This window comes from Streptomyces corynorhini (genome assembly GCF_003346515.1).
Classification (GTDB): Bacteria; Actinomycetota; Actinomycetes; order Streptomycetales; family Streptomycetaceae; genus Streptomyces; species Streptomyces corynorhini.
The window spans coordinates 1-20,940 of the sequence record NZ_QQNA01000206.1 but is presented as its reverse complement, the minus strand read 5'-3'; the positions used below and the strand labels follow the sequence as shown (position 1 = coordinate 20,940).

The 20,940-nt window shown below is 73.6% G+C and carries 15 protein-coding genes; 6 read left to right on the top strand and 9 right to left on the bottom strand.

Features of this window, described 5'->3' with window-relative positions:
• Positions 1-189: 189 nt before the first annotated feature.
• A complete protein-coding gene (locus DVH02_RS24220; protein WP_114625951.1) occupies positions 190-1,914 on the top strand; it encodes a bifunctional 3'-5' exonuclease/DNA polymerase in 1,725 nt (574 codons plus the stop codon).
• Here the strand turns inward: DVH02_RS24220 and DVH02_RS24215 are convergent.
• Positions 1,874-2,659, bottom strand: coding sequence for a MerR family transcriptional regulator (locus DVH02_RS24215; protein ID WP_114625950.1), 786 nt, complete (start codon positions 2,657-2,659; stop codon positions 1,874-1,876). The two genes, DVH02_RS24220 and DVH02_RS24215, sit on opposite strands and share 41 nt — an antisense overlap.
• Positions 2,660-2,733: 74 nt before the next feature.
• Here DVH02_RS24215 and DVH02_RS24210 point away from each other — a divergent pair, with 74 nt between their 5' ends.
• Positions 2,734-3,249 carry a DUF6194 family protein gene (locus tag DVH02_RS24210; RefSeq protein ID WP_325051400.1) on the top strand — a complete coding sequence of 172 codons (516 nt, stop codon included), beginning with the start codon at positions 2,734-2,736 and terminating at the stop codon, positions 3,247-3,249.
• A 117-nt stretch (positions 3,250-3,366) separates the two neighbouring features.
• Here DVH02_RS24210 and DVH02_RS24205 read toward each other — a convergent pair whose 3' ends face one another.
• The 4 genes from DVH02_RS24205 to DVH02_RS24190 form a co-directional block, all read right to left on the bottom strand.
• On the bottom strand, positions 3,367-4,485 hold the full coding sequence (locus DVH02_RS24205) for an NAD(P)/FAD-dependent oxidoreductase (RefSeq protein ID WP_114625948.1): 1,119 nt from the start codon (positions 4,483-4,485) through the stop codon (positions 3,367-3,369).
• A 139-nt stretch (positions 4,486-4,624) separates the two neighbouring features.
• Entirely contained in the window at positions 4,625-5,587 is a 963-nt protein-coding gene (locus DVH02_RS24200; protein ID WP_114625947.1) for an ornithine carbamoyltransferase, read from the bottom strand.
• Between the two features lie 32 nt (positions 5,588-5,619).
• Positions 5,620-6,678, bottom strand: coding sequence for an ornithine cyclodeaminase (locus tag DVH02_RS24195; protein WP_158575932.1), 1,059 nt, complete (start codon positions 6,676-6,678; stop codon positions 5,620-5,622).
• 115 nt (positions 6,679-6,793) lie between these two features.
• Entirely contained in the window at positions 6,794-7,825 is a 1,032-nt protein-coding gene (locus DVH02_RS24190) for a pyridoxal-phosphate dependent enzyme (protein WP_114625945.1), read from the bottom strand.
• Between the two features lie 441 nt (positions 7,826-8,266).
• On the opposite strand from DVH02_RS24190, the gene DVH02_RS24185 reads away from it, so the two are divergent.
• The 3 genes from DVH02_RS24185 to DVH02_RS24175 are packed head-to-tail and all read left to right on the top strand — an operon-like array spanning position 8,267 to position 10,552.
• Entirely contained in the window at positions 8,267-9,160 is an 894-nt protein-coding gene (locus DVH02_RS24185; RefSeq protein WP_147286118.1) for a methyltransferase domain-containing protein, read from the top strand.
• Positions 9,135-10,301: a carboxylate-amine ligase gene (locus DVH02_RS24180; RefSeq protein WP_114625943.1), complete on the top strand. Its 1,167-nt coding sequence runs from the start codon at positions 9,135-9,137 to the stop codon at positions 10,299-10,301. Before DVH02_RS24185 ends, DVH02_RS24180 begins: the two co-directional genes overlap by 26 nt.
• A complete protein-coding gene (locus tag DVH02_RS24175) occupies positions 10,298-10,552 on the top strand; it encodes a CDGSH iron-sulfur domain-containing protein (RefSeq protein ID WP_114625942.1) in 255 nt (84 codons plus the stop codon). The genes DVH02_RS24180 and DVH02_RS24175 overlap by 4 nt, the downstream gene beginning before the upstream one ends.
• 188 nt (positions 10,553-10,740) lie before the next feature.
• Here DVH02_RS24175 and DVH02_RS24165 read toward each other — a convergent pair whose 3' ends face one another.
• From DVH02_RS24165 to DVH02_RS24150, 4 genes are all read right to left on the bottom strand, one after another.
• Positions 10,741-11,784, bottom strand: a complete 1,044-nt coding sequence (locus DVH02_RS24165) for an iron-containing redox enzyme family protein (RefSeq protein WP_114625940.1) — start codon at positions 11,782-11,784, stop codon at positions 10,741-10,743.
• A gap of 259 nt (positions 11,785-12,043) precedes the next feature.
• Positions 12,044-12,991, bottom strand: coding sequence for a tetrahydrofolate dehydrogenase/cyclohydrolase catalytic domain-containing protein (locus tag DVH02_RS24160; RefSeq protein WP_114625939.1), 948 nt, complete (start codon positions 12,989-12,991; stop codon positions 12,044-12,046).
• Positions 12,992-13,093: 102 nt separating this feature from the next.
• Complete coding sequence (locus DVH02_RS24155; RefSeq protein WP_114625938.1) at positions 13,094-15,958, bottom strand: beta-ketoacyl synthase N-terminal-like domain-containing protein; 2,865 nt, start codon at positions 15,956-15,958, stop codon at positions 13,094-13,096.
• Complete coding sequence (locus tag DVH02_RS24150; RefSeq protein ID WP_158575931.1) at positions 15,951-19,178, bottom strand: non-ribosomal peptide synthetase; 3,228 nt, start codon at positions 19,176-19,178, stop codon at positions 15,951-15,953. The genes DVH02_RS24155 and DVH02_RS24150 overlap by 8 nt, the downstream gene beginning before the upstream one ends.
• Before the next feature lie 153 nt (positions 19,179-19,331).
• Here DVH02_RS24150 and DVH02_RS24145 point away from each other — a divergent pair.
• Positions 19,332-20,940, top strand: a 1,609-nt coding sequence (locus tag DVH02_RS24145; RefSeq protein WP_147286117.1) for an AAA family ATPase, incomplete at its 3' end; no start/stop codon positions are given.

The window sequence follows — 20,940 nt, the reverse complement described above, 5'->3', positions numbered from 1 at the left end:
GGTCAGGGATCGGAAGCGGGTGCTCCCGGGCGGGGCGCGGTGGGCCCGGCCCCGGTCCGATCCTCCCGGTCGTCGGCCGTCACCGCACGTCGCCACCGGACGTCACCACCGCGCGTCGCCACCGCGCGTCGCCCGGCGGGACCGCGCCGCGCCGGTCCGTTGTCAGACCCCCCTGCGAGACTCGGCGGTATGAGCGAACGATGGGCGCTGGCGCCGGTGGAGGGCGGTGGCGCGCTGCTCGCTCCGGTGGGCGCGGACGGGGCGCCCGCCGGGCCTGTGCTGCGCGAGCCCGATCTCGTCGCGGCGGTCAGGGACCGCGAGCCGGAGGTCGACCGGTGGGTGTGGCGGTCGACCTCCGAGCTGTATCCCCGGCTGCTCGCGGCGGGCGTGCGCGTCGAGCGGTGCTACGACATCGAGGCGGGCGAGTCGCTGCTCCTGGGCCACGAGGGGCGGCTCGGCGAGCCGCGCTCGGCCGCCGCCGCCTGGGCCCGGCTGCGGAACGCGCCGGTGCCGCCCGACCCGCCGCCCCGGTCGGCCGTGCCCGGCTCGCAGTCCTCGCTCTTCGAGCCGCACACGGGCACCGACCTGCCCTTCGACGCGCTGCTGGACGTGTACGCGGAGCAGCTCAGGCGCCACGACGAGGCCGCGCACCCGGGCCGGATGCGGCTGCTCACCGCCTCCGAGTCGGCGGGCATGCTGGTGGCCGCCGAGATGCACCGCTCGGGGCTGCCGTGGCGGGCCGACGTGCACCGCGAGGTGCTCGACGAGCTGCTCGGCGAGCGGTACGCGGGCGGGGGCGAGCCGCGGCGGCTGGCCGAGCTGACCGACGAGGTGTCGCGGGCGTTCGGCCGACGGGTGCGGCCCGATCTCCCGGCCGATGTGATCAAGGCGTTCGCGAGCGCGGGCATCAGGGTGAAGTCGACCCGGCGCTGGGAGCTGGCCGAGATCGACCATCCGGCGGTGGAGCCGCTGATCGCGTACAAGAAGCTGTACCGGATCTGGACGGCGCACGGCTGGAGCTGGCTGCAGGACTGGGTGCGGGAGGGCCGCTTCCGGCCGGAGTTCCTCCCCGGCGGCACGATCTCCGGCCGTTGGACGACCAACGGCGGCGGCGCCCTGCAGATCCCCCGGGTGATCCGGCGCGCGGTCGTCGCCGACCCGGGCTGGCGGCTGGTGGTGGCCGACGCCGACCAGATGGAGCCGCGCGTCCTCGCCGCGATCTCCCGCGACCCGGGGCTGATGGAGGTGGCGGGACACGACGGCGACCTGTATACGGCGCTGTCCGACCGCGCCTTCTCCGGCGACCGCGACCACGCCAAGCTCGCGCTCCTCGGCGCGATCTACGGCCAGACGTCGGGCGACGGCCTGAAGAACCTGGCGGCGCTGCGCCGCAGATTCCCGCTGGCCGTCGCCTATGTGGACGACGCGGCGCGGGCGGGCGAGGAGGGCAGGCTCGTACGGACGTGGCTGGGGCGTACGAGCCCGCGGGCGGCCGGGGCCGAGGACGCCGACGAGGCGGGCATCCCCCAGGACCTCGCCCCGCCCGGCGCCCCCGGCGGCGCGGACCGGGGCGGCTCGGCGGACGGACCGGCCGGCCACACGCCGGGCTACGCGTCGGCCGGTGGCCGGGCGCGCGGCCGGTTCACCCGTAACTTCGTCGTGCAGGGCAGCGCCGCCGACTGGGCGTTGCTGATGCTGGCCGCGCTGCGGCGCTCGATCGCGGGGATGCGGGCCGAGCTGGTCTTCTTCCAGCACGACGAGGTGATCGTGCACTGCCCGCGGGCGGAGGCGGAAGAGGTGGCACGGGCCATCCGCGCCGCCGGGGAGCTGGCCGGACGGATCGCCTTCGGCGAGACGCCGGTGCGCTTCCCGCTCACGACGGCGACGGTCGAGCGGTACTACGACGCGAAGTGACAGGGGGGGCGGCCGGGGGCCTCGGCGCCTGTCGGGGCGCGGTGAGGAGCGCGCCGAGCGGCGCGGCGGCGTCGAGGAGGGCGCGGGAGCGGGCCGCGAGGTGGGTGTCCCGTGCGGCCAGCGCCGCTTCGACGTCCGGCCACCGGTGCCCCTGCCGCAGCCGTGGCAGCAGCGCCCGGAGCGGTTCGACGCGGTACCCGGCGGCGCGCAGCTGATGGACGATCCGGGCGTCCCGGATGTGGGCAGGTGCGTACCGCCGGGTACCGCGCGGCGGCAGCCGGTCGGGGACGACGAGCCCCTCGGCGTCCCAGTGCCGCAGCGTCGAAGGACGCACCCCGAGCGCGGCGGCCAGCTCCGAGACGCTCATCGCGTCCGACGGGCGTACGTCGTCGAGCGGCTCGGCGGAGATAGCCCGCGCCGCCCGCCGGGCGAGCCCCAGGTCCTCGCGTTCCCGGTGGAGCCCGGCGTGGGCCGCGTCGAGGAGCGCGAGCAGCTCCGGGACCGGGCGGGTGTGCGCGGCGCGGACGATCCGTCCGGCCTCCACCGGCCCCGTGCCGACCGCGAGGGCGCGGTAGGCGAGCGCCGCGTGCAGATGGATCTCGCCATGGACGCGGTGACCGGCCGCCGTGCGCGTCGTCGGCGGCAGCACACCGTCGCGTTCGAGGTTGCGGATCTGCTGGACGGAGTAGCCGCAGCGGCGCGCGACATCGACGGTCCGCATCGCGGGCGAATGGAGAGTCGGCATCCCTTGTACCCCCTGTTCTCGGGCCTCTCATGGTCCCAGGTCTCCACAAGCACCTGAATGAAACGCTGGAGCACATGACTGCTGGACATATGACCATGGCCGAGATCACCGGGTTCGTCGCGGACCTCGACGGGGTGCTGACCGTCAGGCCGGGACCCGACGACGGCTCACCGGAGATCAGCTGGGGCGACACCTATTTCTTCTACGCCCCCGACGGGGCCGTACCGACGGCGACGCAGCCGTTCGCGACGCTCGTGACGAAGAACCATCCGGGCGACGAACTGTCCCGCCTGGACCGCCCGGACACGTTCCGGCTCAATGTGGGCGCGGGGCGGGACGCCTTCGCCGCCGCGACCGGCCGCGCACCGCGCGAGGCGGTCCCCGACGACGACACCACCGACCCCGGCGCCGTCGACACCCTGATCGCGCACCCCGTCTACGGCTCCCTCGGCTGGCTCGCGGTGGTCGACCCGGGGCCGCGCACCGAGCGGGCGGTGCGCGAACTGCTCCGCACCGCCCACCACCTCGCCCGCGCGCGCCACGAGCGGCGCGCGCACACGGCGCCGTCCGGGGTGATCACCGACCGGTGACCCGCGAGCCGCCGCTCCGCTCCGTACCGGCCCCGCCGCCGGACGGGTACGCGGCCGGGTCCGCCGTCCGCCGGGACAACCGCCGGGGCCGCCGGGACAACCGCCGGGTCCGCCGGGTCACCCCATGCCGGGAACGTGCCCCGCGAGCCGCGGGTGGCGGGCCGCCGTGCGCAGGGCCCAGACCGTCGAGCGCACGATCCGCTCCTTGACCAGGGCGGCGGGCCTGCCGGTGAGCACAGCGCCGCGCGGCGTGTCGTCCGCCCTGACCGGCTGGACGATCCCGTCGTGCCGGCCCAGGCTCACGCACTGGAGCAGGTACCCGAACGACACGGGCTCCGGCTCCCGGCCGCTCAGGTCCCGTACGACGGCGGTCGCCACGTGCGCCCCGAGCGGCAGCGCCGTGGCACAGGCCATCCGCAGCCGCCCGGCGGCCGGGGTTCGCACCGACGCGGCGTCCCCGGCCGCGTACACGTCCGGGTGCGAGACCGAGCGCAGCGCCGAGTCGACCGCGATCCGGCCGTCCTCGTCGACGGCGATGCCCGCCGCGACGGCGAGTTCGGTGTGCGGAACCAGCGCGGCGGACCAGACCACCACCTCCGCGTCGAGATCACCGTGGTCCGCCACGCGCCGGCCCTCCTCGATACGTACGCCCCGCTCCCGGAGGGCGGAGCGGACATGGGCGCGCCCCTTCGCCGAGACGCTCGGAGCGATCTCCCCGCCCGTGACGAGCCCGACCTGCCAGCCCGAATGGAACTCGGCCAGTTCCGCGGCGAGTTCGACGCCCGTGAGTCCGCCCCCGACCACGGTCAGCGCACCGGCGCCGCCGAGCAGACGTTTGCGCAGCTCGGGGGCGGACTCCGCCGTGTAGAGGCGCCCCGCCGCCCCTTCGGCCGCGGTCGCCTCCGCCGTACGGCTGCCGAGGGCGCAGACCAGCCGGTCGTAGCCGATGACGGGCCCGGCGTCGGTGTGCACCCGGGCCGCCCCGGTGTCGATGCGGGTGACACGGGCGGCGACATGGGTGACCCCGGCGGGCCCCAGCAACTCCCGCAGGGGGTGCGTCACGTCGGGGCGGCCGGCGGCGCGTTCGTGCAGGCGGACGCGTTCGGTGAAGTGACCGTCGGGCGCGATCAGGGTGACCCGGACGTGCGGAGCGAGGCGCAGCGCCGCGTGCAGGCCCGCGTAACCGGCGCCCACGACGACGACATGCTTCCCGGTGAGGTTCTCGTGGCTCTTCATGCACGTGAGGACGGTACGGCGGCGCCGGATGTGACATCACCGCGTGGTGCGCCGCCGTACCGCCGCCGGTCCGAAGAGACCGGCCGCACCCCGAACGCGGGGCGCGGCCGGCGAGCGGGTCTCCCCTACGCGGTCCGGTTCAGCCGGTGGTGAGGTCGGCCGCGGCTTCCAGCACCGCCATCGCGCTGGACAGTTTCATCTTCGCCTGGGTCCAGGCGAGGGACCGCGGTCCGTCGAGCACCTCCCCCGTGACCTCGTCGCCGCGGTGCGCCGGAAGGTCGTGCAGGAACGACGCCTGCGGCCACCTGCGCATCAGCACCGCGTCGACGTGGAAGGGCCGGAAGGTCTCCCGCCAGGCCGGATCGGCCTTGCTCGTTCCCGTGGTCTGCCAGCGGGTCGTGTAGACGACATCCAGCTGTTCCGGCGCGTCGGCCACGTCGTGCGTCTCGGTCAGTTCGGCACCGGCCGTCCCGGCGATCCCGCGCGCCGTGTCGAGTACGCCGTCCGGCAGCCCGTACCCGGGCGGCGTGACGAAGTCGCACCGGGCTCCCGGCACCGTGGCGATGCCGTAGGCCAGCGCGACCGCCGTGTTGTTGCCTTCGCCGATGTACATCACCCGGATACCGCCGAGGTCGCCGTGCGCGAGGGCCAGCGTCGCCAGGTCGCAGACGCCCTGGGTCGGGTGCTCCTGCGCCGCCATCGCGTTGATCACGGGCAGCCCGCCCTCGGTGGACAGCGCGCGCAACTCGTCGAGGGGACCGGAGGTGCGGGCGACGAGCAGGTCGAGCATGGAGCCGAGGACCCGTGCCGTATCGCCCACGGATTCCCCGGTGTTGAGCTGGAGGTCGTGCGGGCCGTAGGCGATCGGGGTGCCGCCGAGCCGTACGACACCTGTCTGGAACGCGGTGCGTGTCCTGGTGGAGGTACGGGTGAAGAGCACTCCGGCGACCCGGTCGCGCAGCGGGAAGCTGTGCGCGTCCCGGTCGCGGAAGAGTGCGACCGACCTCTCGACGAGCTTGCTCAGTTCATCGGGCTTCAGCTCCGAGAGCGAGAACAGCCCCCGGTCCTGGGCTGCCTCCGGCGCACCGTAGAGCGTGTTCATGGAAGATCCTTCCCTCGCAGAGGACGCGTCGCTCAGTACAGGCACAGCCGCTGCCCGGTCCCGCGGCGCAGGGCGGCCTGATGGACAGCCTCCAGCAGGGCGACATCGAGGATCGCCATGCCGAAGGGGTTGCTGATCACGTGGCCGCGGTGGGGCCGTACGGCCTCGATCCGTCCCGCGATGACCTGCCCGAGGGTGCCGTTCACTTCCGGTACGGCGGCCCCCTCACCCGTGGCGTCGCCCCGCCGCGGTGTGACGCCGGGAGCGGCGACCAGCCCGTCCCGCAGGAGTGCTCCGAGGGTGCGCCGGGGGTTCTCCGCCACCAGGTCGACATCGTCGACGTAGATCGCCTCGGCTGTCACGAAGGCGTCGGGCAGCAGGTCGGAGAGGGACACGTGCGCGACGAAGGTGCCGGGTTCCAGCCACGCGGCCGGCACGAACCCGGTGTCCACGGTGGTCGTGGTCACCACGACCCGCGCGGCGCCGACGGCTGCCCGCGCGCTGGGGGCGATCTGCGGGTGGAGCTGGGGGCAGTGCTGTCCGAGCCACTTCGCCAGGTCCGCCGCGCGCTCCGGATCCGTGTCGTACAGGTGCACGCTCTTCGCCTGGGGGAACTGCGTGCCGAGCAGTTCGAGGTGAGCGCGGGCGAGCGTGCCGCACCCGATGACGCTGAGCGCGTCCCACTCCCGCGGTCCGAGGTGCCGCAGACTCACCATGGTGTAGGCGGCCGTACGCGCGGCGCTCAGCCAGCCGGCTTCCGCCATCAGGACGGGCCGGGCCGTGTGCTGGTCGAACAGGAGGCTCACTCCGCCCGCGCGCTCCGCGCCGAGGGCGGGATTGGTCGTGGCCGCGTTGATGATCTTCACACCGCGCACCGGGGTCCCGCCGGGCGGTTCCACCGCCCCCAGCATGGCCAGCGAACGGCACTGGCCGCCCGCGTCGTTGGTCCACGGCAGATAGCCCTCCGCCGGCATGCGGGTGGCGCCTTCGGCGTGGTGGCCCAGCGCCCATGCGGTCGCCTCGCACAGGTCCACGTCGGCGGCGCACGCCATCACCGCCGCACGGTCGAGAAAGAGCAGGTCTTCCGTCACGCGTCGTTCTCCGTTTCCCTCGTGCGCGGCCCGCTGGGAGCCCGCCTCGTCACCTGCGCGCCGCGGCCGTACCCGCGCGCGGCGGCCGTCTCGCGCACCGCTCTCCCGGTCGGCCTCACCGGCCGCGCCGGTCTGCGAATCCCGGGGCCGCGGCCGTGGCCCCGGCCGCCGATATCGTCCGTACGGGTGGTGGCGCGAGGACCTCCACCCCACGGCCGACGCCCGTCTCGAAGATTCCTTGTCCATGGCGCCAGCCACGCGAATACACGGTGTCGCCGTAGCGATCGGAGCCGTCCGGGCAGAGACACGCCATCGTGGTCCGCTCCGGATCCGCGTGGAAGAGGCGCAGCGCCGCGGCGACGAGCGCGCCCGAGCTGGGGCCGACCGCGAGCCCCGTCCGCTCGTCCAGCCACAGGCACGCGTTCACGGCTTCCTCCGCAGTCACGTACACCGTCGGTCGATGACCGTCCGGCAGGAACGTGGAGGCGCGGCTCGCTCCGATCCCGGCCAGCAGCCGCTTGCCGGGAACGCCGCCGAGCGCGGCGGAGCCCGTGACGTCGACGCCGACCAGTTCCCACTCGGCACCCGCGGCGGCGGCGTAGTTGCGGAACCCGGCGAGTGTGCCGCCGGTGGAGACCGCGACGAGGACGCTCATCGGCGCCCCCGCGGTCTGCTGGTGCAACTCGGGCGCCGTCCACCGGGCGTGGGCGCCCGGGTTGGCCGGGTTCCGGTACTGATTCGTCCAGACCATCCCGGGCTCGCGCTCCAGTTGGTCCCCGACATAGGCCAGACGGCTGAGCAAGTAGCCTCCGGCGCTGTCCGGGATGTCCACACTCACCACCCGGGCGCCCAGCGCCCGGATGCGCCGTAACAGGAATCCGCTGATGTGCGGGTCCACCACCGCGGTGAAGGGAACCTGGTGGGCCGCCGCGATCGCGGCCAGAGCGAGACCGAGGTTTCCCGAACTGGACTCGATGAATCCGACGTGGCGGTCCACGCGGGGCGCGACATCCTGCCAGAGCGCCACGGCGGTGCGGCCCTTGATCGATCCGTACAGATTGTATGCCTCAAGCTTGAGCCACAGAGTGCGAGGTATGCCGTCGACCTGAAGCCGGACCGCGACGACGGGGGTAGGTAGGCCGTGCATAGCTATGTCCTTCTCCCGCAGTTGGGTCAAGTCGACGCTGAAATATGATCAGCAGCTCGGTGAGCCACGTCAGAGGATGTCAGTACGTTGCCGGTGGGTCAGGAGCGACAATCAGCCATACCTGAGGCGACATCGTTGATCTGAAGCGGAAATCGGCTCGTAACAGTCGGGGGCTCCGGAGCGAATCCGCAGGTCGTGCCGTCGAATTCAGTTCGACCGATCCGGCCAATATCGTCGAATCCCGAATTCGATCAAGAGCCTTGATCCGCAATCGGGTTAGCATGTGGCGCTTGGTCTTGGCCACTTCTCCGCAGCGGGAGGTACTGGGTGGGCGCTCCGCCACCGAACGACGCGACACATCGCTCTGCCAATTCGACCACCGATCTCCGTACACGCGGCCCCGGCAGTCCCGAGGCCGCGCCCACCGGCGCCGGGCCGACGGTGACGCGGATCAGCGACTATCACCACCTGCGCCCCTCGGACCGGGTTCCGCCCGGTCGGCCGAACGTGTTCTTCGACCCGGTGGACACGGAGGTCGGGGTGTGGGCCACCGTCGACCTGATCCGCCCCGGCGCCAGGGTGCTCGACCTCGGCTCGGGCAGCGGCGCTCCGGCCGCGGCGGTGGCCAGGGCGGGGGCGGGGCATGTGCACGGCTTCGACATCTCCGACGACAGCGTGGCCTGGGGCATCGAGCACCACGCGACGGAGGACCCGCGGGGACGGGTGTCCTTCAGCGGCGCCGACTACAGCGCGCTCTCACCCGCCCAACTGCTGGACGCGAGCCCCTTCTCCACCGCTCCTGACGTGATCACCAGCAACCCGCCCTACGTCCCGCTGCCGTCCCCCGACGGGGTCGGCAGACGGTCCATCGACGGCGGCGCCGACGGTCTGCACCTGGTCAGGCGGGTGGTCGGACACGCGGAAGCGCTCGGATCCGATCTCGCCGTCACCATAGGCAGCTACACCTCGCCACGGCAGGCGGCGAACCTCCTGTACGACCACGGCTATCAGCTCTCCGCCCTCACCTTGGGCGTGCTCCGCCTCGGCGACCACACCGTCGCCAACATCGCGAGAGTCAGCGCCCTGGAGGCGACGGGCGAAGGTCCGCTGCTGCGGATCGACGACGGGGCCCCCTACTACATCGTCGTCGGCCTCTCCTGCCGACGGCGGGACAGCACGCCGGACGCGGCTCCGCCCCCCGAGGAGCTGCTGACGCTGCTCCAGACGGCCTGCCGGTCCCGGACACCGCTGCTGGAAACGCTCGACGGCTTTCCGACCCGTGTCCCCCTTCGGATGGTGAATCTGCCCGATGAGCACCAACGCCTTCACGTCTGACCCGCAGGACGAGGGACCCGAGCGGCCGACGGTGCGCGGAGCCCTGTCCCTGGGCGTCGAGGAGGAGTACTTCGTCGTCGACGCCCAGACCCACCGGCTGACCGACAGCGGCCCCCTCCTCGACAGGGTGTGCCGGGACGGCTCCGAGGACTACACCGCGGAGCTGCGCCGCTGCATGATCGAGAGCCGCACGGGGATCTGCTGGAGCCTGACCGAACTGCGAGCCGACCTCCGCGCCCGGCGGGAGACCCTGATCAGCGCCGCCGCCGGGGCGGGGACCACGATCGTCGCCTCGGGCAGCTACCCTCCCGCCGACTGGCGGCGGGAGGGGTTCACCTCCCGCCCCCGCTTCGACCACATCGCGGGCGCCTACGCGCGGCTCGCCGACGAACATCTGGTCTGCGCCTGTCACGTGCATGTCGGTGTCGAGGGCCGGGACAGAGCGGTGGAGGTGGTGAACCGCGTACGCCCGTGGCTGCCCGCCCTGTTGGCGCTGTCGGCGAGTTCACCGTTCTGGACGGGGACGGACACCGGGTACGCGAGCTACCGAAGCACCCTGTGGGCTCGCTGGCCCATAGCCGGTATGCCGCCCACCCTGTCCTCGTACGCCGAGCACTGTGACCGGGTACGCCGTCTCGTCACCTCGGGGACCAGCGCCGATACCGGGCAGGTGTTCTGGGACGTCCGGCCGGGCACCCGGTTCCACACGGTGGAGTTCCGCATCGCCGATTCCTGCACCACCGTCGACGAAGCCGTCCTCCAGGCCGGTCTGTCCCGTGCCCTGGTCCAGCGGTGCCTGACCGAGATCGCCCAGGGCGACCCGGCCCCCGAGGTGCCCCTCGAACTGCTGAACGCGGCGAAATGGCGTGCCGCCCGTTTCGGGCTCACCGGACAGCTGGTGGATCCCGTGGCCGCCGAACTCGTCCCGGCCGCCGAACTCGTGAACCGGTTCCTGGACCATGTGCGCGCCCCGCTCACGGAGGCCGGCGACTGGGCGGAGATCGCGCGCCTGGCACACGAGGTGCTCAGCCGGGGGAACGGCGCCGACCGGCAGCTGCGCGCCTTCGGCCACAGCGGCACCGTCGCCGCCGTGGTCAAACAGCTGATCGCGGAAAGCACCACGACCGACCACCGCCGATGACCCCGAGCGAAGAGGAGAATGCCTTGCGACGCCCACTCGAATGCGTGGTTTCCGCTTACCCGGACGGGCCCTACCTGATACGTGGCGCGGACCGTGTCGTCGACGCCGACGGCAACGAGATCGAGGTCACCCGACCGGTGGTCGCGCTGTGCCGCTGCGGGCTGTCGGCCCAGAAGCCGTGGTGTGACAGCACCCACAAGCTCATCCGCTTTCGCGACCCGGCCCGACAGCGTCGGCGCGAGGCGGATTAGCGTCCCGGCCGGGACCTCCCCGCGGTCCTGGTGAAGGTCCTGGCGAAGGTCCCGGCGAAGGCCCTGGTGAAGGTCCCGGCGAAGGTACCGCCCCGGGGGCGGTACGGAAAGACGCGGAGCCGAGCGTCCTTCCGCACCGTCCCCGGCCCGACCGCGTCACCGGAGGCGGCGACGCGCCGTCGGTCCGCTCACGGTCGCGCCCCACCGAGGTGGTCAGGCCGCAGCGAGGGTTCGTCCTTGCGCCAGCGGTCGAGCAGGTACTCGCTGGACAAGGCGTCGATACCCGTCCACGCCGTGGCGCCGAAGAGCACCTCTCGCGCCGCCCCGGGGTCCTGCTCCAACAGGCCCCCCACCATGTCGTGCAGTGCGATCACGTCGTGCACGGAGTCGGCGGTCACGTGCTCGTCGAAGAATTCGGTGACCCGGTCCCCGAGCCCGAGCCTGCGCATCCCGTCCGCGGCGTTCTTGTTGGCCAGCGCCGAGGTCATCTCCGAGATCGCGAGATGGCCCGCGAGGGCCGCCCGCATCCGCCGGTGCAGCCCGAACATCGAGCTGATGTTGACCGTCGCCAGGACCAGGCCAGGAACCGCGTCCAGATACGCTCCGTAGCCGATGTCCAGGCCCATCGCGTCCATGGAGTTGCGGTACAGCACCGCGTGGATGCGCTCGGCCCTGCCGCTGCCGAACTCGTCGAACTCGACCTCCAGCAGGCCCGCCTTGGCCCGGCCCGTCATTCGCGGAATGGCCCAGGCGTGCGGGTCGGCCTCTTTGAGCTGGTACAGGGAGCGGTGGATCAGGTAGTCCCGTAACTGCTCCAGGGTGGCCTCATCGCGCAGGTAGCGCGACAGCGGCGGACCGGGCTGTGCGGCGATCCCCTTCAGCGCGGCCACGGCATCGCCGTCGGCCGGCGCCTCCCCGACGCCGAACCGCTCGCGCAGAGCGGTCTCGAATTCCCGTTCCAACCGCCCCCGCAGGTCGAGGACCGAGGGGTGCCACTCCCAGCGGTCGTCCACCCCGGCGAATCCGCGGTAGTGCAGTTCGTAGCAGACATAAAGAGCGAGATGCAGATCGTCGTCGGCGAGGGGATCGCTCGCCGCCACACCGGGAATCGGGAAGGGGCCGGGTTCCCCTTTCAACGCGTCGACCAGGGCTTCCGTCACCACGCCTCGCGGCGCGGGCAACGGCGCGATGTCATGCTCGGATGTCTCCGCAACACGTGCAACGGCAGTCATGCGACCTCCTCATTCCACGACCCTCGGGAGATTTCACGCGGGGGCCCGATGAAAACCCTGCGCAGGTGTCTCTGCGGGCCCGAGAAAACGCCGCTCGGGCATGGTGCTCAGCATGGACAGACATATGGCTCACATCGGAGAAACGCGATCCGCATCAATACCGAGAGGGATAGTACGCCCCATCAGGCACACCGAGCAGGGCGATATCTTGCCTTTCTCGTCGCACTCCGCCGGGCGCGATTGCCCTGCTCCGGTCTGCTCAATTCCGTGGCGGGGCGGTCGCCCGAGCCGTACCGGCCCTGCGGGTGACGGCCGCCGTGACGATCTGCTGGGCCAGAGCGCCGAGCATGACCGGCCCCACGCCGCCCGGAGCGGGGACGACGACGCCCGCGACCTCGCTGACGGACTCCACCTCCACCCCACCGACCAGATGGGGCACCTGACGGCCCGGATGCCTCCGGCTCGGCCGGAAGCCCACGAAGACCGGGTTGAAGTCGATCACCACGGCTCCGGGTTTGATCCACTCGGCCGTCACCGCGGCGGGCCGCTGGAGCGAGACCACCAGGAGGTCCGCCGAGCGGGCCAGCTCCCGGGCCCTCGGGTGGGTCACCGGGACGACACAGCCCGAGGCGTTCGGCGGAAGCGCGGCGAAAGCGGCGATGCGCGCCACCATCTTCGCCACCGGATTGGTCTCGGTCAGCTCCGGGTCGGTCAGCACGACGACCTCGTGGCCGTCCGGGTCGTAGCCGATCTCGTCGAGCAGATGCACCACCGCGGTCGGGACCACGGGAATCCGGGTGGCGGGCAGGGCGCTCAGCGGGTTGAGCCGCATCACGTGGTCCAGGTGCAGTCCCTCGGCCTCCTTGGCCGGGGCGATGGTGGCCAGGACCGACCGGATGTCCAGCTGCGCGGGCAACGGGATGAGGACGAGGATCACGTCCACGTCGTCATCCGCGTTCAGCCGCTCTATCAGCGACCGCAGCGTCTCCCAGTCGGTATCGGCGGCGAGTTCGTACGGGCGCACCTGGAACCCCGCCTCGCCGAAGAGTTTCCGGTGCAGACGGAAGTTGACCGGAAGCATCGGGTCGTCGTGGACGACGCGCAGCAGCGCCACGGTCGGGGTGATGCCGGAGTCCTCGGCGATACGGGCGGCCTGCTCGGTCAGCGAACGCTTGAGCGCCTGGCCGGTGGCGATACGGGCTGACAACGGTGATTCCCTTCGGGTCGGCCCCGGCCGGGAGGCGGGGCGAGAGGTGGCCGGGAGGGCGCCGGGGACGGCCGGACACCCTCCCGGTGGTGCCGGGGGCGGTCAGACGCCCCGGAGAGCGCGGTCGAAGGCCGCGCCGAGGTGCGGGATGTTCTCCGGGGCGCGGATCATCGAGTAGTGGTCGCCGGGCACGTGGCGCACCTCCACCCGGCCCGCGCTGTGCCGGGCCCAGAGCGCGCGGTCCGCGACGCGGATGTCGAGGGCGCGCATGATGTCGCGGTTCTCCTCCCGCTCGGCGGCCAGGACCACGATGTCCGCGCCCGGCCGCCGGTCGGGAAACCAGCGCTTGAGCGCTTCGTGGTTGTCCTGCCAGGTGTGGAAGAACCCCGCCAGTTCGGCCTTGACCGCTGCCGACCAGTCGGGGTCCCCGATCCGTTCGACGGCCTCCTCGACGGAGCGCGGCGCGGGGGCGTCGCGATCGGCGGCCCCGGGCGCCGTCCCGGGGAGTATCTGGCCGATCAGCGTGGGGAAGGCCGCGAGGAAGGCGAGGCGGTCCGCCGAGCCGCCGACGTACGCCTCCGGCGGATGCGAGTCCAGCATGACGACCCGCTCCACCCGCTCCCCCGCCCGCTCCAGGACCGCCGCCATCTCAAGGGCGACGCTGCCGCCGAAGGAGTACCCCGACAGGAGGTACGGGCCGCTCGGCTGCACCTCGCGGACCAGCTCCGTGTACAGCAGGGCCAGCTCCCGGACCGACCGGTGCTCCCCGGGCTTCCCCGCGGGGTGCGTCAGCGCCCACAGCGTCCGCTCGTCGCTCATATGGCGGCTGAGGTCGATGTAGGCGGCGATGGTGCCGCCCGCCGGAGGCACCATGAACACATGGCCCGGTGCCGACCCCTCCCGGATCCGGGAGAGCAGATGCCGGTGGGCCGCCGTCCCCGGTCCCGTCCCCGTCGTCGCCCGCGGCCCTGCCGGATCCGGCAGGGCCGTACCGCCGTCGGCGGAACCGGCCAGCGCGGTCAGGTGCCCGACCACCGCCGTCAGCGTACGCAGACCGTCGAACTCCTCGAAGCTCAGCGGCAGTCCTGTGGTGTCCCGCAGCAGGGTGACGGTCTCCACGGCGCGCATCGAGTCGAGGCCCAGGTCGTAGAAGTCGTCGTCCGGCCCCAGTCCCGGGGCGTCCAGCATCCGGGTCAGCACCTCCCGGACCCGCTCCGCCAGCCGGGGCTCGGCCCGGGGCCCTTGCGTCGCGGGGGCCGCCCCCGACGCGGGCCGTACGTCGATCCAGTGCCGCCCGCGGCGCATCGGGTGGCCCGGGAGCGCCACCCGCCGGGCGTGGCCGAGGTCGCCGGTCGCCCCGGGCGCCAGCTCGCCCCCGGCCAGCCAGGCGGCCGCGGCCGGGTCGTCCGGCACATCGCCGCCGGCCGCCACCGTCCCCAGCAGGCCCACGAGTTCGGGCACGGAACCGGCCCGCAGCGCGGTACGGGCAGCGAAGCCGGTACGCCCTTCGGACAGCGTGAAGGCGATGTCGTCCAGGCGGACGTCCGGCCGGTCCGCGAGCCGGTCGCGCAGCTCCGCCGCGAGCATCGCCAGCGCCTCCGCGTCCCGGGCGGACAGCACCGCAAGCCGGGTGCCCGCCGGTACGGGGCGTTCCCCGGCGGGCGCGGGAGCGGCCAGGACGACATGGGCGTTCGTGCCGCCCAGCCCGAAGGAGCTGACGGCCGCCGCCCGGATCGGGGAGAGCGGCCGTACCGGCTCCGCCGAGACGCGGTAGCGGTCCAGGTGGGGCTCGATGCCGGGGCCAGGCGCGGTGAAGCCGGGCTGGCCGGGGACGATCTGCTCCCGCAGCACGAGGACCGCCTTGATCAGGCCGGTGACACCGGCCGCCGCGTCCAGGTGCCCGAGGTTGGCTTTCACGCTTCCCAGGTGGCACGCCTTCGGCGGGTCCCCGTCGGCGGCGTGCGCGGTGGCCAGGGCGCGTATCTCGATCGGATCGCCCAGTGCCGTGCCCGTCCCGTGGGCCTCGACGTAGCCGAGGGCACCGGCCGGCAGGCCGGACACCGCGACGGCCTCGCGGACCACCTCGACCTGGCCCGCGGCGCTGGGCGCGGTGAACCCCACCTTGTCCGCGCCGTCGTTGTTCACGGCACTGCCGCGGATCACCGCGTTCACCCGGTCCCTGTCCGCGACCGCGTCGTCCGCGCGGCGCAGCACGACCACACCGCAGCCGCTGCCGCGTACCGTGCCGTTGGCGGCCGCGTCGAAGACCCGGCACCGGCCGTCCGGCGACAGGATGCCGCCCTCGCGGTACAGATAGCCGGTGTGCTGCGGCACGCTGACGCTCACCCCGCCGGCCAGCGCCATGTCGCACTCGCCCGCGAGCAGGGACTGCACGGCGAGATGCACGGCGACGAGCGAGGAGGAGCAGGCCGTCTGGACCGTGACGGCCGGGCCGGTGAGCCCCAGCCGGTGGGCGGCCCTGGTACAGAGGAAGTCCTTGTCGTTCCCGAGCAGCAGCGGGTAGCTGATGCCGTCCGGCGGCAGTTCCTCGCCCGCCGCGACCAGGCCGAGCAGATACGTGCTGATGCTGCTGGAGCCGAATACGCCGATCCGGCCGTCGAACCGGTCCGGCGGATGCCCCGCGTCCTCCAGGGCCGCCCAGCAGGTCTCCAGGAACAGCCGCTGCTGCGGGTCCGTCAACTGGGCTTCCCGGGAAGGGATGCCGAAGAACTCGGCGTCGAACAGCTCGATGCCGTCGAGGGCCGCCGCCATCGGGACGTAGGACGGATGCGCCGCCAGGTCGTCCGGGACCCCCGCGTCGCGAAGCTCCTCGGCCGTGAACCGCCGTACGGCGCTCTTGCCGTCCAGCAGGTTCTGCCACAGCTCGGGCACCGACCCGGCCCCGGGGAACCGTCCGGCCATGCCGACCACGGCCACCGCCTCCTGGCCGCTGGTTTCCTCACTCATCGGTCGTCTCCTCCTTCGCCGCGCCGGGTGCTGTGCCGCGGGCCGCCGCCCGTGCCGCCCGTCTGCGTCCGCCGTCCGCAGGGGCCCTGCGGGCCGCTGGCCGTCCGCCGGGGCGGGTCGCGGTGAGGGCGGTCGCCGGGTCCGCCCGGTTCAGGCGGGCGGCGAGCAGCCGGGGCGTCGGGTACTCGAACAGCTCGACCATGTCGAGCCGGGCGTCCGGCAGTTCCCGGGTGAGCCTGCGGTGCACCTGGACCACGTGCATCGAGGTGCCGCCCGCCTCGAAGAAGCTGAGGTCCTGGCCGACCGTGTCGCGTCCGATGACCTCCGCCCAGATCCTCGCGACGACCTCGGCCACCCCGCCGTCGGCGCCAGGGGCCGGGGCCTCCCGGGGGGCCGCCGGGGCGGGCAGCGCGGCCCCGTCGACCTTGCCGTTGACGGTCAGCGGCAACTCCGCGACCGGGACGTACAGGGCGGGAAGCATGTACACCGGCAGCCGGTCCAGCAGCAGCCCCCGCAGCACGGTCTCGTCCGGCGGTTCCTCGTCCGCGACGAGCCAGGCGGCCAGCAGCGGCTCGCTGCCGTCCGGCGTGTACACCGCGACGTGCGTGTCCTTCACACCCGGTACGCCGCGCAGCGCCGTCTCGACCTCGCCCAGCTCCACCCGGTAGCCGCGCAGCTGCACCTGGCGGTCGATCCGGTCCAGGTAGACCAGGTTGCCGTCCGCCCTGACATAGCCGCGGTCTCCCGTCCGGTAGACCCGGTCCCCGTACCGCGTGCCGGTCACGAAGCGCTCGGCGGTCAGCTCGGGGCGGCCGAGATAGCCGCGCGCCACGCCGTCGCCCGCCACCAGGATCTCGCCGGGCACACCGGCCGGGCAGCGGTTCAGGTCGCGGTCGACGACGGAGATCCGCAGGTCCGCCAGCGGCTTGCCGATCACGCCGCTGTCCTCGCCGTCCACGGTGGCCGGGTCGATCTCGTGGAACGTGGTGTGCACCGTGGTCTCGGTGATGCCGTACATGTTCGCCAACCGGGCCCGGCCGCCCATCAGCGCGGTCCAGGGACCCACGGTGCCGGGGCGCAGCGCCTCGCCGCCGAAGACCACCCAGCGCACCAGGAGCCGGGCCGCCGTGGCGGCGTCGAGGACCTCGGTGAGCCTGCGGAAGGCCGACGGGGTCTGGTTGAGGACCGTGACGCCCCGGTCCGCGAGCATCCGGGCGAAGCCGAGGGGGGAGCGGATGGTGTCCTCGTCCGGCACGACGAGGAGGCCGCCGTGCAGCAGGGCCCCCAGCATCTCCCAGACCGCGAAGTCGAAGGCGTACGAGTGGAACAGACACCAGACGTCGTTCTCGTCGAAGTCGTAGTGCTCCGAGGAGGCGGCGAACAGCCGTGTCACGTTGCGATGGGTCACCTCCACGCCCTTGGGCGTGCCGGTCGACCCGGAGGTGAAGATGATGTAGGCCACGTCGTCGGGGGACGGGCCCCGGCCGGGCCGCCCCCGGTCCGGCCTGCCGGGCCCGCCCGCCAGCAACTCGGCCGCCGACAGGCGTGGTCGGCCCTCGGAGCCGGGCAGTTCCCGGTGGGCGACCACGGTGCAGGTCCGGAGCTGGCCCAGAATGTGCCGCAGTCGCCCGGCGGGTGCGTCGGGGTCGAGCGGTACGTACGTACGTCCGGAGCGCAGCACCCCCAGGAGGACGGCGATCAGCTCCCTGCCGCGCGGCAGCGCCACGGCCACCCGCGGTCCGTGGCCGCCCTCGTCGAGCGCGTCCGCGACCCGGGAGACCGCGTCGTCCAGTTCCGCGTAGGTCCACTCCCCCGTCGCGTCGGTGACCGCCGTCCGCCCGGGATGCGCGCGGGCGGCGGCGCGGAACCGCGCGTCGACGGTGCCGGTATCGCGCCGCGGCCGGACGTCGTTGACCAGGGCGTCCAGCGCGCGGTCGGCCTCCGGGCCGAGCACCGGTATCCGGGACAGCGGCACCAGCGGATCGGCCACCGCCGTGCGCACCACGTTGATCAGCATCGCCGCCGGGTCCGCCGGGGCCAGCCGCTCGGCGTACTCGACGCCGAGGCCGAAGCCCTGGTCGCTCTCGCGGACATTGACCGCCAGCGGATAGCGCACCAGGCTCCGCGGCACGAACAGCGTGTCGGTGGCGCAGCCCGGCAGATCCAGCGGATACGCCTTGCGGTAGTGGGTGATCGCGTTGTCCATCTGGAGGGCCGGCGTCCGGCGGCCCTCGAACACCTGCGGGGCGTGCTCCGTGAGATCGAGCAGCTTGTGCCGGAGCATGGTGCGGACCCGCACCGCGATGACCTCGCACAGGTCCGCGAAGGTGTCGATGTCCGCCAGGTTCAGCGCCAGCGGATGGGTGTTGATGAAGTACCCGAGGGCGAACATCTGCTGCCAGTTGCGCCGGGTCGCCAGCGGCACCCCCACCACCACGTCCGGCCGGCCGGTCAGCGCCGACACGGCGACGGCGTGCGCCGCGAGGAACACGGTGTACGCCCCCGACCGCAGGGTCAGCTCGCTGGTGCGGAGCGCCGTGTCGAGGTCGGGCGGCAGCGGGACCTGCCGGACCACTCCCGGCAGCCCGCCATCGGCCCGGCGTTTCTGGGCCAGTTCCTCGTGGGAGAGCCGGGACACCCCGCTCAGCAGCTGCCGGTACGCGCTCACCGCGGCCGCCGTCCGGTGCGGGCTCATCGTGTTCACCGGCTGGTGGCGCAGCCCGGCCAGATGCTCCGGGCTCAGCCCGTGCCCCTGGTAGAGCCGCGAGGCCATCTCCGCGATGTTGAACATCGTGATCGCGTCGCTGACCAGGTGCGAGCAGACCACGCCCAGATAACCGGCGTGCCGTCCGCGGTGGACCGTCACCTCGTACTGCGGCCACTCGTCCGGGGTGCGCGGCCGCTCCGCCGCGCGCCCGATCTCCGCCGCCACGGCGGCCGCCTCCTCCTCGGCCGTCAGGTCCGGGGGCGCGTCCAGGATGCCGACCACCGGCCGCCCGGGGTGCCGGTAGCCGGACTCGCCCCCGGCCCCCTGCCGGAAGACCAGGTTCAGCCCGACGCTCTCGGAGAGGATGAGTTCGAGGGCGTCGCGCAGCCGCTCCGCGTCGAACTCCCCGCGGATGCGCTCCGCGTGCGCCAGGGTGAACGCGGTGTCTCCCGGATAGAGCCGGTGGTACAGCACCAGCTTGCGTTGCTCGGCGCTGAGGCTGATCTCCCGCACCCCTGTCCCCTTCCGGTGTTCCTCGGACGTCGGCCGCTGCCGACCGGCTCCAGGTATCTCCCGGCCGGGCCCGCGGCGGCTACACGTACCGGTACGGGAACTAACCGTCATATCCGGCCGGGGCGGGGCGTGCGGACCGTATAGCGTGCCGTCATGTCCGAAGAGCACGGTGAAGGTACGCAGGAGAGTCCGGCCTCCGTCGGCCCCGGTGCGACCGGCGGGCTGCTGGACGGGCTGGAGCGCGGGGAAGCGCGGCTGGTGGTCGTGGAGGGCGGGCCGGGCAGCGGGCGCAGCACCGCCCTGGAGGGCCTGGTCGCGGCGGCGCGGCGACGGGAGACGCTGGACGCGGTACTGGTGCGGTGCGGCCGGGAAGAGGCGGCCTACGACTGGTTCCTGGTACGGCAGTTGCTCGACGTGCTCCCCGCTCCCGCCGGTGAGCCCCGGGAGCGGCACCGGCTCGTCCCGCGCGACGAGCGCTGGTTCGCCGCCGTGCGCGAGGGCGCCCCCGGGGAGACCCTGCAGCGGCTGTACTGGCTGGTCGCGGAGCGGGCGGCCGAGCGGCCCCTGGTGCTCGCCGTCGACGACGCCCACTGGTGCGACGCCCAGTCCCTGCGATTACTGGGCCAGTTGGTACGCCGCCTGCACCACCTCCCGCTGCTGCTGGCCGTGTCCGTCGACCCGGCGGAGTGCTCCGACGACGACCAGCTCCTCGGCGACGTGGTGACCGCCGCCCGGCGGCTGCGGTGGTCGCCCGCGCCGATGGGCCGTGCCGAAGTCGCCGCGCTCGCGGGGCAATGGGTGGACGGCGACGTGGAAGCCGCGGTGGACGCCTGCCTCGCGGTGACGGACGGGACGCCCGGCCTGGTCGTCGAGACGCTGCGGACGGCCGCCCGCGCCCCGGCGGGGCTGCCGCCCGCGCAGGCGATACGGCGGTGCGCGCCGCCCGCCGTGGCCGCCGCCGTCCTGTCCCGCGCCGCCCGGCACGGCACGGCGGCGGTCCGGGCGGTGCGGGCCCTGTCGGTGCTGCGTACCCCGGTCCCGGCCCGGCAGGCCGCCCGGCTGCTGGACCTGGGGGCGGCCGAGGCCGCCGACACCCTGGCCCTGCTGGAGCGGCTGGGCTATCTGTCGGCCGGGCCCGACGGCGTGCTGATCGGGCCCGAGGTGCTGCGCCGGGCCGTCCGGGCGCGGCTGAGCCCCTCGGAGCGGCACCGCGCGGAGAGCCTGGCCGCCGGAGTGCTGATCGCGCGCCCCGAGGCGCTGAACGAGGCGGCCGGGCATCTGCTGGCCGTTCTGCCGGAGGGCGACGCCCGGCACGCGGAGATCCTGCGGGCCTCCGGCCGCCGGATGCTGGCCGCGGGCCGCTATCCGCGCGCCGCCCGGCTGCTGCGGCGCGCTCTGGAGGAGCCCCCGGCCGACGACGACCGGGCGGAGATCCTGGCCGACCTGGGGCTGGCGGAGCTGTACCGGGACCCCCGGTCCGCCGTGGAGCACCTGCGCCCCGCGGTCGCCGGGGCCGGGTCCCCGCAGGAGCGGCTGCTGTGGACCTTGCGGCTGACCCACGCCCTGGCGATCACCGGGCAGGCCGCGGAGGGCCACCGTGTCCTGTGGGCCGAGCTGGAGCGGACGCCGCTGCGCAGCGGCCACGAACTGGTGCGGCGCGCGGCGGCCGAACTGTTCTTCCTCGTCCTGAGCGACGACGACATCGCCCTCGCCCGCCGTCGGCCGTCCGACGGGGGCGGGGGCGAGGGCGACGGCGAGGGCG